This window comes from Sinorhizobium sp. NG07B (genome assembly GCF_002532005.1).
Taxonomy (GTDB): domain Bacteria; phylum Pseudomonadota; class Alphaproteobacteria; order Rhizobiales; family Rhizobiaceae; genus Sinorhizobium; species Sinorhizobium fredii_C.
In genome coordinates this window covers 87,777-101,522 of record NZ_NWTD01000001.1, presented here as the reverse complement: position 1 = coordinate 101,522, position 13,746 = coordinate 87,777, and the positions used below count along the sequence as shown (strand labels likewise).

General features: G+C 63.7%; 12 protein-coding genes. 3 read left to right on the top strand and 9 right to left on the bottom strand.

From position 1 onward, the window contains the following. Positions 1-5: 5 nt before the first annotated feature. Positions 6-644: an exopolysaccharide biosynthesis protein gene (locus CO664_RS00480; protein WP_037422385.1), complete on the bottom strand. Its 639-nt coding sequence runs from the start codon at positions 642-644 to the stop codon at positions 6-8. Between the two features lie 221 nt (positions 645-865). On the opposite strand from CO664_RS00480, the gene CO664_RS00475 reads away from it, so the two are divergent. Further along, entirely contained in the window at positions 866-1,531 is a 666-nt protein-coding gene (locus tag CO664_RS00475; RefSeq protein ID WP_037422450.1) for an OmpA family protein, read from the top strand. 220 nt (positions 1,532-1,751) lie between these two features. Here CO664_RS00475 and CO664_RS00470 read toward each other — a convergent pair whose 3' ends face one another. Both CO664_RS00470 and epmA read right to left on the bottom strand, forming a co-directional pair. Further along, a complete protein-coding gene (locus tag CO664_RS00470; protein ID WP_097537670.1) occupies positions 1,752-2,804 on the bottom strand; it encodes a lysine-2,3-aminomutase-like protein in 1,053 nt (350 codons plus the stop codon). Beyond that, positions 2,801-3,853, bottom strand: coding sequence for an EF-P lysine aminoacylase EpmA (gene epmA, locus CO664_RS00465; protein ID WP_097537669.1), 1,053 nt, complete (start codon positions 3,851-3,853; stop codon positions 2,801-2,803). The genes CO664_RS00470 and epmA overlap by 4 nt, the downstream gene beginning before the upstream one ends. A gap of 158 nt (positions 3,854-4,011) precedes the next feature. Between epmA and efp the strand changes: the two genes are divergently transcribed. Both efp and cfa1 read left to right on the top strand, forming a co-directional pair. Then, a complete protein-coding gene (gene efp, locus CO664_RS00460) occupies positions 4,012-4,581 on the top strand; it encodes an elongation factor P (protein WP_037377751.1) in 570 nt (189 codons plus the stop codon). Positions 4,582-4,965: 384 nt separating this feature from the next. Then, on the top strand, positions 4,966-6,207 hold the full coding sequence (gene cfa1, locus CO664_RS00455; protein WP_097537668.1) for a cyclopropane-fatty-acyl-phospholipid synthase: 1,242 nt from the start codon (positions 4,966-4,968) through the stop codon (positions 6,205-6,207). Between the two features lie 39 nt (positions 6,208-6,246). On the opposite strand, the gene CO664_RS00450 is transcribed toward cfa1, so the two are convergent. From CO664_RS00450 to rbfA, 6 genes are all read right to left on the bottom strand, one after another. Further along, the gene (locus CO664_RS00450; protein WP_097537667.1) at positions 6,247-7,263 is read right to left on the bottom strand and encodes a class I SAM-dependent methyltransferase; all 1,017 of its coding nucleotides are present in this window, start codon (positions 7,261-7,263) and stop codon (positions 6,247-6,249) included. Between the two features lie 130 nt (positions 7,264-7,393). Next, positions 7,394-9,556 (bottom strand): polyribonucleotide nucleotidyltransferase, encoded by a 2,163-nt coding sequence (gene pnp / locus CO664_RS00445; protein ID WP_037422393.1) that lies wholly within the window; start codon positions 9,554-9,556, stop codon positions 7,394-7,396. Positions 9,557-9,942: 386 nt separating this feature from the next. Next, entirely contained in the window at positions 9,943-10,212 is a 270-nt protein-coding gene (gene rpsO, locus CO664_RS00440; RefSeq protein ID WP_097537666.1) for a 30S ribosomal protein S15, read from the bottom strand. Positions 10,213-10,433: 221 nt separating this feature from the next. Beyond that, a complete protein-coding gene (locus tag CO664_RS00435) occupies positions 10,434-12,146 on the bottom strand; it encodes a sensor histidine kinase (protein WP_097537665.1) in 1,713 nt (570 codons plus the stop codon). Between the two features lie 94 nt (positions 12,147-12,240). Further along, positions 12,241-13,176, bottom strand: coding sequence for a tRNA pseudouridine(55) synthase TruB (truB, locus tag CO664_RS00430; protein WP_037422401.1), 936 nt, complete (start codon positions 13,174-13,176; stop codon positions 12,241-12,243). Positions 13,177-13,183: 7 nt separating this feature from the next. Then, positions 13,184-13,591 carry a 30S ribosome-binding factor RbfA gene (rbfA, locus tag CO664_RS00425; RefSeq protein WP_037422404.1) on the bottom strand — a complete coding sequence of 136 codons (408 nt, stop codon included), beginning with the start codon at positions 13,589-13,591 and terminating at the stop codon, positions 13,184-13,186. Positions 13,592-13,746 lie beyond the last annotated feature (155 nt).

Below are 13,746 nucleotides of genomic sequence, written 5' to 3'. Positions count from 1 at the left end.
GCCGTCTAGGACACGAAGAACTGCGACAGCCCTTGGCCGGCGGCGAAGGCGAGATAGGCGAGCACGGCGAAATAGATGGTGGTGGCGACGAGGAAGAGGTAGCCGCCGGCCACCATCAGCCCGTCGCGCTGGATGATGCCGAGCGACAGAAGCAGGATGGCAATGCCCGGCAGCGTGTTCGACAGCGGGATCAACCCGAGCGGGAACATCAGCAACACGCCGCCCGCCATTATCATCAGGCCGTTGAAGCGGTTCATGACGGCGCCATGGGTGAGGAAGTGCAGCCTCGGGCGCACATAGCGGTCGAGTTTCGAAACCAGCGCCGCGCCCTTCTGCAGGGTCGGTACGAGTTTTTCGGTCTCGATCTGCCGGTCGAGAATGCGCCGCGGCAGCCAGGGCAGACGATTGAGGGTGATCGCCAGCGAAATGAGAATGATCGCCGCGCCGAAGACGGTGCTGACCCCGGGGATAGAAACCGGAATCAGGAAAGGCAGCGTCAACAGTGCACAGAGAAGCAGGAAACCGTGCTCGCCGATCTCGATCATCAGTTCGCGCAGCGTGACCGTATTGCCTCGGATCGAAGCGATCATCCCGGTCAGCGTATCGCTGAGGCTGCGCTCTGTATCATCGAACTCGATCGCCATTCATATCCCTCTCGTCTGGCCCAGCATTGGCACCGTAGCGCGAGCCTGTGAAGCTTCGGTTATCGTCCCCTCTGGACGGCAATGTGGCGAAGCAAGGTGAAATGCTGCAGTGCCGAAACATTACAGCTGCCGGTCTGTGTGGAAAGCGCCGCGCCCCTTCATCTTCCTGCCGCAATCGATAGTATGAAGCAACTTTAGCACCAATGGGGACAATTGATTCGATGATCAAGAAATGCGCCATCCTGGCTGTCGCGGCCATCTATCTTTCCGGATGCACGACCACCGATCCCTATACGGGAGAACAGAAGATGTCGAACACGGCCGGCGGCGCATTGCTCGGTGCGGGTCTCGGCGCCGCAACCGGCCTCCTGGTCGGCGGCAGTGCGGCGGGACGGCGTGACGCCGCACTCGTCGGCGCCGGCATCGGTGCGCTCGGCGGCGGCCTGATCGGCAACTATATGGATCAGCAGGAATCGGAGTTGCGCGCCCAGTTGCAGGGCACCGGCGTTTCGGTAACGCGCCAGGGCGACCGCATCATCCTCAACATGCCCTCGAACATAACCTTTGCGACCGATCGCGACCAGGTGATCCCGCCCTTCTACCCGACGCTCGATTCGGTCGCGGTCGTGTTGCGCAAGTTCAACAAGACGCTGATCGACGTCGACGGCCACACCGACTCGACCGGCAGCGCCTCCCACAACCAGGGCCTTTCCGAACGCCGCGCCGCCTCGGTCGCCAATTATCTCGGCAGCCGCGGCATCGACCAGCGTCGCATTTCGACGATGGGCTACGGCATGGAACGGCCGATCGCGTCGAACGCCAGCGAGGCCGGCCGCGCCCAGAACCGCCGCGTCGAAATCTCGATCGCGCCGATCAAGCAGGGCTGAGAGCTTTTCGATATTTCGCGAGGGCCGCGCGAGTTCTCCGGCGACGCACACCTCCCTTACGGTCGTCATCCTCGGGCTTGACCCGAGGATCCATTTGCCAATCACTCAAGCTGAGATTTTCGGAACGCCTTGCGTGTGGATCCTCGGGTCAAGCCCGAGGATGACGACTTGAGGGAGGCGCGGTCCCGGTTATCGAAAGTGCAGCGCCGCCCGCGGCTCCTCAGCCTTGCGGCGGATAGATGTGCTCATTCCCGCGGAAATCGGTGACGGTGTAGCAGCCGCCGCCTTCCGCCTCTATCGCGCTGGCGCTGATGACGGCCTTGCCGTAACCGCCGGGGATATCAAGGATATAGGTCGGTTGGCAGAGGCCCGAGACGCGGCCGCGCAGCGAGGCGACGAGCGCCTGGCCCTCTTCGATCGTCAGTCGGAAATGGCCGGTGCCGGGCGCGAGGTCCGGATGGTGCAGGTAATAGGGCTTGATCCGCGTCTCGACGAAGGCGCGCATCAGTTCGGCAAGCACGTCCGGATCGTCGTTGACGCCCTTCAGCAGCACCGATTGGCTGAGCATGACGATCCCAGCATCGATCAGCCGGGCCGCGGCGCCGCGCGCTTCGCCCGTCAGTTCGCGCGGATGATTGGCATGAAGCGCCACATAGGTCACCTTGCCGCTGCACTTGAGGGCCGCGATGAGATCCGCATCGACGCGGTGCGGCTCGACGACCGGTACGCGCGTGTGGAAGCGGACGACCTTGACGTGCTCGATCGCGCCGAGACGCTCGAGGATTTCCTGAAGCCGCCGCGGCGACAGCACCAGCGGATCACCACCGGTCAGGATCACCTCCCAGATCTCCGGATGCTCGGCTATATAGGCGATCGCCGCGTCGAGTTCGGCGGGCGTCAGCGTGCCGAGCCCCTGCGGGCCGACCATTTCGCGGCGGAAGCAGAAGCGGCAATAGACCGGACAGACGTGGACGGCCTTGAGCAGCACCCGGTCCGGATAGCGGTGGACGATGCCCGCGAAGGGACTGTGGGCGCCGTCGCCGATCGGGTCGGTGCGTTCCTCCCGCGTCGAAGTCAGCTCCGCCGTGTCGGGTACGAACTGCCTGGCGATCGGGTCATGCGGATCGGCGCGGTCGATAAGGTCTGCAACGGCGGGGCTGATGGCGATCGCGTAGCGGGAGGCGACGCGGGAAATCGCCTCCTCGGCCGAGGCGTCGACAAGGCCGGCTTCGACGAGATGGCCCGCCGTCCTGAGGGAACGATGTACTGTCATGCCCCGGCCTCCGCCACCGGCGCCCAGAGCACCTGATCGATGCGCGCGGCGCCGGTCGCCAGCATCACCAGACGGTCGAAGCCGAGCGCGATGCCGCTCGCCTCGGGCATAATGGCAAGCGCCGCCAGGAAGTCCTCGTCGAGCGGATAGGTTTCGCCATAGACCCGCGCCTTTTCCGCCATTTCGAGCCGGAAGCGGCGGCGCTGTTCCTTGGCGTCCGTCAGTTCGCCGAAGGCGTTCGCCAGCTCGACGCCGCAGGCATAGAGCTCGAAGCGCTCGGCAACGCGAGGGTCGCGTGGCGTCGGGCGGGCGAGAGCGGCCTCGGCGACGGGGTATTCGTCCAGGATCGTGGCCCGCCCGAAGCCGAGGTTCGGCTCGATCTTTTCGACGAGCACACGGCTGAAGAGGTCGGCCCAGGTGTCGTCATCGGCGACCCGCAGGCCGGCCTGCCGCATGGCCGCCGCCAGCCCCTCGCGATCGGTCGTCCCGTCCTCGGCGATCGAGGCGAGAAGCTTGATTCCGGCGAAACGCGCGAAGGCCTCGGCGACCGAAAGCCGCTCCGGTTCGAGAAACGGGTCACAAATGCGGCCCTGATAGGCGAAGGACCGCGTGCCCGTCGTCTCGGCGGCAAGCGCGAGGACTTCGGCGCAATCGCGCATCAGCGTCTCGTAGCTCTCCTCGGCGCGGTACCATTCGAGCATGGTGAATTCCGGATGGTGCAACGGGCCGCGCTCGCGGTTGCGATAGACATGGGCGAAGCAGGCGATGCGGCGTTCGCCCGCGGCCAGCAGCTTCTTGCAGGCGAACTCCGGCGAGGTGTGCAGATAGAGCGGCTGCACCGATCCATCCGGCCCGAGCGCCTCAGTTGCGAAGGCGTGGAGATGCGCCTCGTTGCCCGGCGACAGCTGCAGCGTTGCCGTATCGACGTCCATGAAGTCACGCTCGCCAAAGAAGCGGCGGAGTGCCGACTGGATGCGGTTGCGGCCGATCAGAAAGGGACGCCGGTCGGCGTGGACATCCGGTGTCCACCAGGGAGAAGCATGCGGCATGATCGGTTCGGTCCAAGCTTTCTTCCGCGCGAATGCCGCTCAGGCTGGCTATTTGCGTGGAATTAGGGTAGTGGCGGCGCGAAATCTAAAATTTTCGCTCCTTCCGGGCCGATTTCGGCCCGCGCGTGTCGCTGATACCTCTGTTACAAGGAAGACTAATGGTCAAGGTCATCGCTTCTTCGGTCCGCAAGGGCAACGTTCTCGACGTCGACGGCAAGCTCTATGTCGTGCTCACCGCCCAGAACTTCCATCCGGGCAAGGGCACGCCGGTCACCCAGGTCGACATGCGCCGCATCTCCGACGGTGTGAAGGTCTCGGAGCGCTACCGCACCACCGAACAGGTCGAGCGCGCTTTCGTTGAGGACCGCGAGCACACCTTCCTCTATGAAGATGCCGAAGGCTTCCATTTCATGAATCCGGAGAGCTACGACCAGCTCGTCATGTCGGCCGAGGACATCGGCGACCTGAAGGCTTACCTCCAGGAAGGCATGGCGGTAATGCTGTCGATCCACGAGGGCATTGCGATCGCCATCGACCTGCCGCGCCACGTCATCCTCGAGATCACCGAGACCGAACCGGTGGTCAAGGGCCAGACGGCCTCTTCCTCCTATAAGCCGGCCCTGCTTTCTAACGGCGTCCGCACCTCGGTGCCGCCGCATATCCAGGCCGGCACCCGCGTCGTCATCGCGACGGAAGACGGCTCCTACGTCGAGCGCGCCAAGGACTGAGGCACGTCCTGAGAGCGCTGTATAACAGGGGCGGCGGGTTACCTGCCGCCTTTTTTGTCGCGACTCACAACTCAGGATGCGAGTGAGCAAGACCTGCAAAATTGAGCGTGCATTTTGGAGGCGCGCTGTTTAGGGTCAACTGCCGCCCGCCTACTGCATGTCTCCTTAAATCGACCTCGATTTAAGGACAAAGACATGCAGCAATTCAAAGTGCTACAGCGACCTTTGCGCGTCTGATAAGACGCGCGGCGCTGTAGTGCATCGGCGCGAAAATCGGGATCGATTTTCGGAAAGCACGATGCATAGGTTCAAAGCGGTACAGCGTCCTTTTGCGCGTCTGAAAGGACGCGCGGCGCTGTAGGCGGGACGAGATCGAGGGATTGCATGTTTCCACTGTCGCATATGATGAAAGCCTTCATCCGCAAGGGCACGCTGACCGTGATCGATGCCGACGGCAAAAGGCACGTCTTTTCGGGCGAGCCGGGGCCGAGCGTCACGATGCGACTCACCGACAAGCGGCTCTACCGCAGCCTCGTCCTCAATGTCGAACTCGCCGCCGGCGAGGCCTATATGGACGGGACGATGCGCTTCGAGGAGGGATCGACGCTTCGAGACTTCCTCACCCTCTTCTCGATAAACCGGCTGTCGCTCGGCTCCTACCCGATCCAGAAGCTGCTGCGGGCGATCAAGATGCGGTTTCGCAAGCGCCAGCAGGCAAACCCAAAGGGCAAGGCGCAGCAGAACGTCGCCCATCACTACGATCTCGGCAACGCGTTCTACAAGCTCTTCCTCGACGAGAACATGCTCTATTCCTGCGCCTATTTCCGCGCGCCGGACGAGACGCTGGAGGCGGCACAGCGCAACAAGCTCAGGCTGCTCGCCGCGAAACTCTGCCTGAAGCCCGGCATGAAAGTGCTCGACATCGGCTGCGGCTGGGGCGACCTAGCGCTCTATCTCGCTGCGCTCGAGAATGTCGAGGTCCTCGGCGTCACACTGTCAAAGGAGCAGCAGGCGCTCGCCTCCGAGCGGGCTCGCGCCGCCGGCCTTGCCGACCGGGTGCGTTTCGAGCTGAAGGACTATCGCGATGTCGAAGGTCCCTTCGACCGCATCGTTTCGGTCGGCATGTTCGAGCATGTCGGCGTTCATCACTACGACGAATTCTTCAAGAAGCTGAACGCGCTGATGCGAGACGACGGTCTCGCGGTGCTGCATTCGATCGGCCATATGAGCCCGCCCGGCATGGCGAGCCCGTGGCTCAGGAAATACATCTTCCCGGGCGCCTATTCGCCCGCTTTGTCGGAAGTCTTCGAGGTGGTCGAGCGCAACAGCCTGTGGGTGAGCGACCTCGAATTCCTGCGCGTTCACTACGCGACGACGCTTGCCCATTGGGGCGCGCGCTTCGAAGAAAATCGCGACAAGGTGATCGCCATGTATGACGAGCGCTTCGCAAGGATGTGGGAGTTCTACCTGATCAGCGCAGAGATGATGTTCCGCACCGGCAGCCAGCTCGTCTTCCACATGCAGCTGTCGCGCTCGCGCGACGCGGCGCCGATCGTGCGCGATTACATCACCGACCAGCAGCGCGCCTATATCGAAACGGAAAAGGCGCTCGAGCTGTCGATTTGAAGCCCGCCTGCCGATGCGGTGACGCGGGCAAATGCGCCGTCAGCGCTTCGCCCAAAGCACCTTGAAGCGCGCATTCCGGCAGGTTTCGCCGCTTTCCTTGAAGGCTTCCGCCAGGACCTGTTCATAAGGCAGGCCGCGATTGGCGACCAGCATCAGCCGGCCACCCTGCTTCAGGGCCTTGGCGGCTGCCTTGATCATCGCCGCGCCGAGAGCGGGCTCCGCCGCGTGGCCCTCGTGGAAGGGCGGGTTCATGACGATCAGGTCGTATTTGTCGCGTGTTTCTTCGCTCGTCAGATCGTGCCAGTAGAAGCGCGCCGGCGTCGACGAAGCGTTCGCCGCCATGTTGGCCCGCGCCGCCTCCAGGGAATTGTGATCCGCCTCGAACAGGTCGATGCCCTTGAGGCCCGGCGAGGCCTCGGCAAGCTTTACCGAGAGATAACCCCAGCCGGCGCCGAAATCCGCAGCATGGCCGCTGAACTCGCGCGGCAGGCGGGAGGCGAGCAGTTCCGAGCCGGCATCGACGCGGTCGTGCGAGAACATGCCCGGCGCCGCCTCGAACAGGCCGTCGACGCGCACGGGGACCTTGGCGAGCTTCGACACGGCCTCGGAGGCGTCCTCCGGCCGCGTGAACCAGAAGGCGACGCCGTGATATTTCGGCATCGAATCGCCTTCCCAGCCGAACTTGTCAATCTTCTTGCGCAGCGGCTGGATACCGTCCTCCTTGCCGCCGGCGACGACGATGAGGGCGCCGTCCCGGGTGCGTTTCAGCGCCTCGGCAATGCGGTCCTCGTTCTCCCCCTTGTGCTTGCCGCAGAGCACCAGTGCTGCGTCGTAGTCCTCGCCCGAGGCGACCGGCGCCGCTTCGGCCCGTGCAGCTTCCAGAGCGCGATACAGGGATTTGAGCGGCTGGACGGCCAAGATCGACGCGGCAAAGCCTTCCGGCAGCCTGTAGCCCGCTTCCGCACCGAGAAACAGGACGCGCTCGCCCTCCCCCGGCGGATCGATGACGCCGGTCTCGAAGGGATAGAACAGGGTTTTCAGCGCGTCGCGGCTCATGGATGTTTCCGTTAGCAAATCTGTCGGTCGAGTGCGGGCCGCCTCACAGGGAGAGTCTTGTCCCGCGCTTACGAGAAAGGGCGCGAAGCGATCTGCTCCGCGCCCCGAGTTGGATTGAACTGAAGCCGGCTTATTCGGCCGCTTCGCCGCCGTCCTTCTTGTCGGACTTGTCGCCCTTTTCGGCGACGATCTCCTTGCCGGTCGCCTGGTCGACGACCTTCATGGAGAGGCGGACCTTGCCGCGCTCGTCAAAGCCCATCAGCTTGACCCAGACCTTGTCGCCTTCCTTGACGACATCGGTCGTCTTGGCGACGCGCTCGGAGGCGAGCTGCGAAATGTGGACGAGGCCGTCACGGGCGCCGAAGAAGTTGACGAAGGCGCCGAAATCGGCGGTCTTGACGACCGTGCCCTCATAGATCTGGCCGACCTCCGGCTCGGCGACGATCGAGTGGATCCACTTGCGCGCCGCCTCGATCTCCTTGCCCGACGACGAAGCGATCTTGACGGTGCCGTCGTCCTCGATGTTGATCTTGGCGCCGGTTTTCTCGACGATTTCGCGGATGACCTTGCCGCCCGAGCCGATGACTTCGCGGATCTTGTCGACCGGAATGTTCATCACCTCGATGCGCGGCGCGAATTCCCCGAGCTGGCCGCGGCTCTCGGAAATGGCCTTGGCCATTTCGCCGAGAATGTGCAGGCGGCCACCCTTGGCCTGGTTGAGCGCAACGCCCATGATCTCTTCGGTGATGCCCTCGATCTTGATGTCCATCTGCAGCGAGGTGATACCGGCTTCGGTACCGGCCACCTTGAAGTCCATGTCGCCGAGATGGTCCTCGTCACCGAGAATGTCGGAGAGAACGGCGAAGCGGTCATCTTCCTTGATCAGGCCCATGGCGATGCCGGCGACCGGCTTGGCGAGCGGCACGCCCGCATCCATCAGTGCCAGCGAGGTGCCGCAGACGGTTGCCATCGAGGAGGAGCCGTTCGACTCGGTGATTTCGGAAACGACGCGCAGCGTATAGGGGAACTGCTCCGCCGTCGGCAGCATCGGGTGGATGGCGCGCCAGGCGAGCTTGCCGTGGCCGATTTCGCGGCGGCCCGGAGAACCCATGCGGCCCGTCTCGCCGACCGAGAAGGGCGGGAAGTTGTAGTGCAGCATGAAATTTTCCTTGTACATGCCGGTCAAGGAATCGACATACTGCTCGTCTTCGCCGGTGCCGAGCGTGGCGACGACGATCGCCTGCGTTTCACCGCGGGTGAAGATCGCCGAGCCGTGGGTACGCGGCAGGAGGCCGACTTCGGCGACGATCGGGCGAACCGTGACGAGGTCGCGGCCATCGATGCGGCTCTGGGTGTCGAGGATGTTCCAGCGGACGATCTTGGCCTGCAGGTGCTTGAAGACAGAGGCGATTTCCTCGGCCGAGTGGGCCGGGTTCTCGATGCCTTCCGGCAGGAAGTGCTCCTTCACCTTGGCCTTGACGGCGTCGACGGCGGCATAGCGTGCGGCCTTCTCGGTGATCTTGTAGGCGTTGCGCAGCTCGTCCTCGGCGATTGAAAGCATGGCGTTTTCAAGCGCGGAATGGTCTTCCGGCTCGAACTCGCGCGGCTCCTTGGCGGCCACTTCGGCGAGCTTAATGATCGCGTCGATGACCGGCTGGAAGCCCTTCTGGCCGAAAACCACGGCGCCGAGCATGACGTCTTCCGGCAGCTCCTTGGCTTCGGACTCGACCATCAGCACGGCTTCCTGGGTGCCGGCGACGACGAGATCGAGCGTCGATTCCTCCATCTCGTCGAGGTGGGGATTGAGCACGTACTGGCCGTTGATGTAGCCGACGCGGGCGCCGCCGATCGGGCCCATGAAGGGAATGCCGGAGAGTGTCAGCGCCGCAGAGGCGGCCACCATCGAGACAACGTCCGGGTTGTTTTCAAGGTCATGCTGCATGACCGTGACGATCACCTGGGTGTCGTTCTTGTAGCCTTCCGGGAAGAGCGGGCGGATCGGACGGTCGATCAGGCGCGAGACGAGCGTCTCGTTTTCGCTCGGACGGCCTTCACGCTTAAAGTAACCGCCGGGGATTTTGCCGGCGGCATAGGTCTTTTCCTGGTAGTTGACGGTCAGCGGGAAGAAGTCCTGACCGGGCTTCGGCGCCTTGGCGGAAACAACCGTGGCCAAGACGACGGTTTCGCCGTAGATGGCGAGAACGGCGCCGTCCGCCTGGCGGGCGATCTTGCCGGTTTCGAGCTTGAGCGGACGCCCAGCCCATTCGATTTCTACCTTGTGGGTCTCGAACATGTTCTGTCCTTCGTGTGCGGGAGACCGTCCGCGGCTGTTGCAGCGCAGACGATCTTGTTGCCGCTTGGTGTGGCGCATCACGGGCAAGACAACGGGAGGCTTCAAACAGTACCGGCCGCTCACCGCTTTGCCGCGCTCACCCGTATGGAAGCGCTTCGGCAAGCAGGCGCCGAAGCATCCTGCAATCCTGCCCCATGACGGGCCATCGGTTGATCCGCGATACCGGCCCATCCGGCTCGCTGGACATCTCCAGACTGCGCCTACGGCGCCCGTGGAGAGAGAATTCTACAGCGCCGTGCATCCCTTTCGACGCACAAAGGCCGCAGTGGGCGGTTCAGCGCCCAAAAAAATCCGGCGGATCGCCGAGCGACCCGCCGGACAGTCGATTAGCGACGGATGCCCAGGGCACCGATCAGCTTGCTGTAGCGCGCTTCGTCTTTCTTCTTCAGATAGTCGAGGAGCGAACGACGGCTGGAAACCATCGCGAGAAGACCACGGCGGGAATGGTTGTCCTTCTTGTGGCCCTTGAAGTGTTCGGTCAGGTTGTTGATCCGTTCCGTCAGGAGCGCAACCTGGACTTCCGGAGAACCGGTATCGCCTTCGGCGGTTGCGAATTCCTTGATGAGCTGAGCCTTGCGCTCTGCAGTGATCGACATCGGCTGATCCTTTCGTTTCGAGGATTTGAGGTCGCCGGCAGCCGGGATGTCGTCCAGCCGCGGCCGTTCACACGAAGAGGCGGCGCCTTTTCGCTGGCGTGGCTATAACCGAAACGGACACAAAAGGAAAGGGTGATCGAGCCGGCTGCGGGTACCCCGCTGCGCCACATTTTTCTTCCGCATCAAGCCGCCGCGAGCATTGACGCCGGCAGGCACCGGCATCAACTGTCCGCCCCGCCTCGGGGCTCGCCGCCGCGGGGGATGCGGATGTGCCATTCGATGCCGTCGGCATGCATCTTTCTGTCGAGTTCGGCGCGCAGTGCGATGCCGAGCATGCGCTCGATCACCACCGAGCCGAACCCCCGGCGGGGCGCCTGGCCCGGCTCGGCAAGATCCGCGCCGCTCTCGCGCCAGCGAATGGTGATCGTTCCGGGCGACACCGACCACTCGAGCTTGACCGCGCCCGTCGCATTGGCAAGCGCCCCATGCTTGATCGCATTGGTCGCCAGTTCGTGAAGGACCATGCCGAGCGTCTGCGCCATTTGGGTGTCCAGCCGCAAACTTGGCCCGGCAAGCACGATGCGGTCCGGATCGTCCGGCGCAAAGGGCTGAAGCTGGTCCTCGGCAAGCTCGCGGAAATCGACACCCATTGCCGCATTGGCGATCATCAGGTCGGTCGAGCGGGCAAGCCCAGCAAGCCGCTTGCGGAACGCGTCGACGAACTCCGCGGTGTCCTCGCTCGACGCCGCGGATTGGGCAAGCATCGACTGGATGACAGTCAGCTGGTTCTTCGAGCGATGTGCGACCTCGCGCATGAGGAGGCGGATTTCCACCTCGGCCTTGGTACGGGCCGCCGCCGCGCGGGCAAGCGCTGTCGAGACGGCCTCGACTTCGGTAATGACGTAGCGGCGCGGCTCGATCACTTCGCCGGCGCCGAGACGCCGTGCGTCGAGCGCCAAGAGCTTGACCCCCTGTGTCAACAGCCGCGCGATGGTCAGGGATCCGGCAACGGCGATGCTGGCGAAAATGATGCCGCCGAGCGACAGCCAGAGAAACGACCACAGGATCGGCGCATCGACTACCTCCCGCGGAGCCCAGGCGACGATGCGCCAGCCGGTGATGACCGAGAATTCCGAGACGACGCGGTAATCCACCCCATGCTCGTTGATGTCGCTGACGCCGATGCTGATCTGAGGGAGCTTGTCCAGAAAGAACGCTTCCCCGGGACGGGCCGCGGGATCGGAGGAGGCGATCACCTTGCCTTTGCCGTCGACGAGCGCGGCATTCCACCCCGGTGAAAGCGTGTCCCGATTGACCGCCTTGGCCATCCGAGCCGCATCCTGGGTCAGGCCCAACAGATACCGTTCGCCGTCCGGCCCGTTTATCGGCAGATAGACGTTGAAGACCCAGCTCCTGGAGGTGTTCGCGAAGAAGGCGCCGGAAACGAGCGGTCCGCTGCTTTTCAGGGCCAGGTCGAGGTCCGGATCGGATCCCCGCCCCAACAGCGTCCCGAAGGGAACGCCGGTGCTCATCCGCAAATTGTGATCGCTATCGACGACGATCAGATTGGAATGGGTGCCCGCCAAAGCACTCGAAGCGCGGTGGTAGAAACCGCGCAGATCGCGAAGATCGACCGCCCCAGAGGTCGACAGGACCCGAAGCGTGGTCATCATGCCCTCGACCTCGCGCTCGACGATCCGGGTAACGGAGCCGGTCGAGGCCCTCAGCAGCGAGGTGACGACCTGCTCCTGCGCATCGACGCTGCGCTTCACGATCACGAAGGAGAAGATGAAGGAAGGGATGATGGCGATTAGCAGCAGCGAAAGCAGATAGAAGCTGAAGGGCCTGCGAAGATAGGTGCGAACAAAGGCCGCGACCGCTTGCAGTCCGCCGGATGAGACCTCGCTCTCGCTTTTCTCTGGCGCCTTGAGCATCCGTACCGCCTTTCGCCCGGGCTTCTCAACCCCGTTGCGCGCCTATACGCCGCACGCAAAGCGGCGCAATTGTTGGCCGGGCACCGGCTGCCGGTCAATGGCTGGCGAACACACGCTTCGGTCGAAATTCACCTTCGGCGACTTCACCGATCGCAACGAGCTTGCCGCGTGCGGTTGCGTAGGCCTCCGGAGCCGGCAACGGCGCGTCCCGACCACGCAGGATGATCGGGTTGCCCATTCTCAACCGGTGCGCCTGATCCTCGCTTACCGCCACATGCGGCAGATCGGAAAGCGCCTCGCCGGTGTCGATCAGATAATCGTCTAGAGCGGCAAGTCGTTCCGCATCGTCCTCGATCTTTTCCAGCGCCACGAGATCGGCGAGCGAGACCATGTCCTCCTCGCCGAAGGGCGCGACGAAGGTGCGGCGCAAGGAGGCGATGTGGCCGAAGCAGCCGAGATCGCGGCCCATGTCGCGGGCGAGCGAGCGGACATAGGTGCCCTTGCCGCACTCGATCTCGAAATGGGCGAGATGCGGCGTCGAGCCGATCAGCGAGAGGCGGAAAACCTCCACCTCGCGGGGTGGGATTTCTACGGTTTCGCCGTCCCGCGCAAGGTCGTAGGCGCGCTCGCCGTCGATCTTGATCGCCGAAAACTGCGGCGGTACCTGGCTGATCACGCCGGTATATTTCGGCAGCAGGGCACGGATTGACTCTTCGCTCGGACGCTCGGAAGACGAGCTGACGACATCCCCTTCGAGGTCGTCGGTCGAGCGTTCCTCGCCCCAGGCGACGGTGAACTCGTAGATCTTGCGGCCGTCCATGACATAGGGAACGGTCTTCGTGGCATCGCCGAGCGCGATCGGCAGCATGCCGGAGGCCAGCGGATCGAGCGTGCCGGCATGGCCGGCCTTCTGCGCCTTGAACAGCCACTTGATCTTGGACACAGCCTCGGTGGAGCCGAAATCGAGCGGCTTGTCGAGGATCAGCCAGCCCGAAATCGGGCGGCCCTTGGGTTTGCGCGGCTTGGACATGGATCTTCTATTCTTCGTCGTCGGTGTCGGGATCGAGGTCGCGGCTGACTTCCGGCGAGCGCAGCAGCGCGTCGATCTTCTGGTAGTTGTCGAAGCTGGTGTCGTCCCTGAAGCGGACGTCCGGCATGTATTTCATCTGCCTGAGCTGCGGCCCGAGCCGGCCTCGGATGAATTTCGCATGCTTGTTGAGCGCCTCGATGACCGCCGCATGATCGGCGACACCGAGCGGCGTAACATAAGCCGTCGCTATCTTGAGGTCGGGCGACATACGCACTTCGGAAATCGAAATCACCGTCTTCTCGATCAGCGGGTCGCGGACTTCGCCGCGCTGCAGGACCTGGGTGATCGCGGCGCGCACCTGTTCGCCGACGCGCAGCATGCGCTGGGACGGAGCAGAGGATGTGGATCTGGTCATTGTGCTTATCCTGGATCACGGCGATTGCGGTCACATCGACCGGACTCGAGCCGCGATCGGTTCAATAGAGACGAGACGGCCATGATCGGCATCTCGCCAGCATCTCGTCTCGTTCCGCAAAAAACAGGAGCGCCGGAGATGATCCGGCGCCCCTA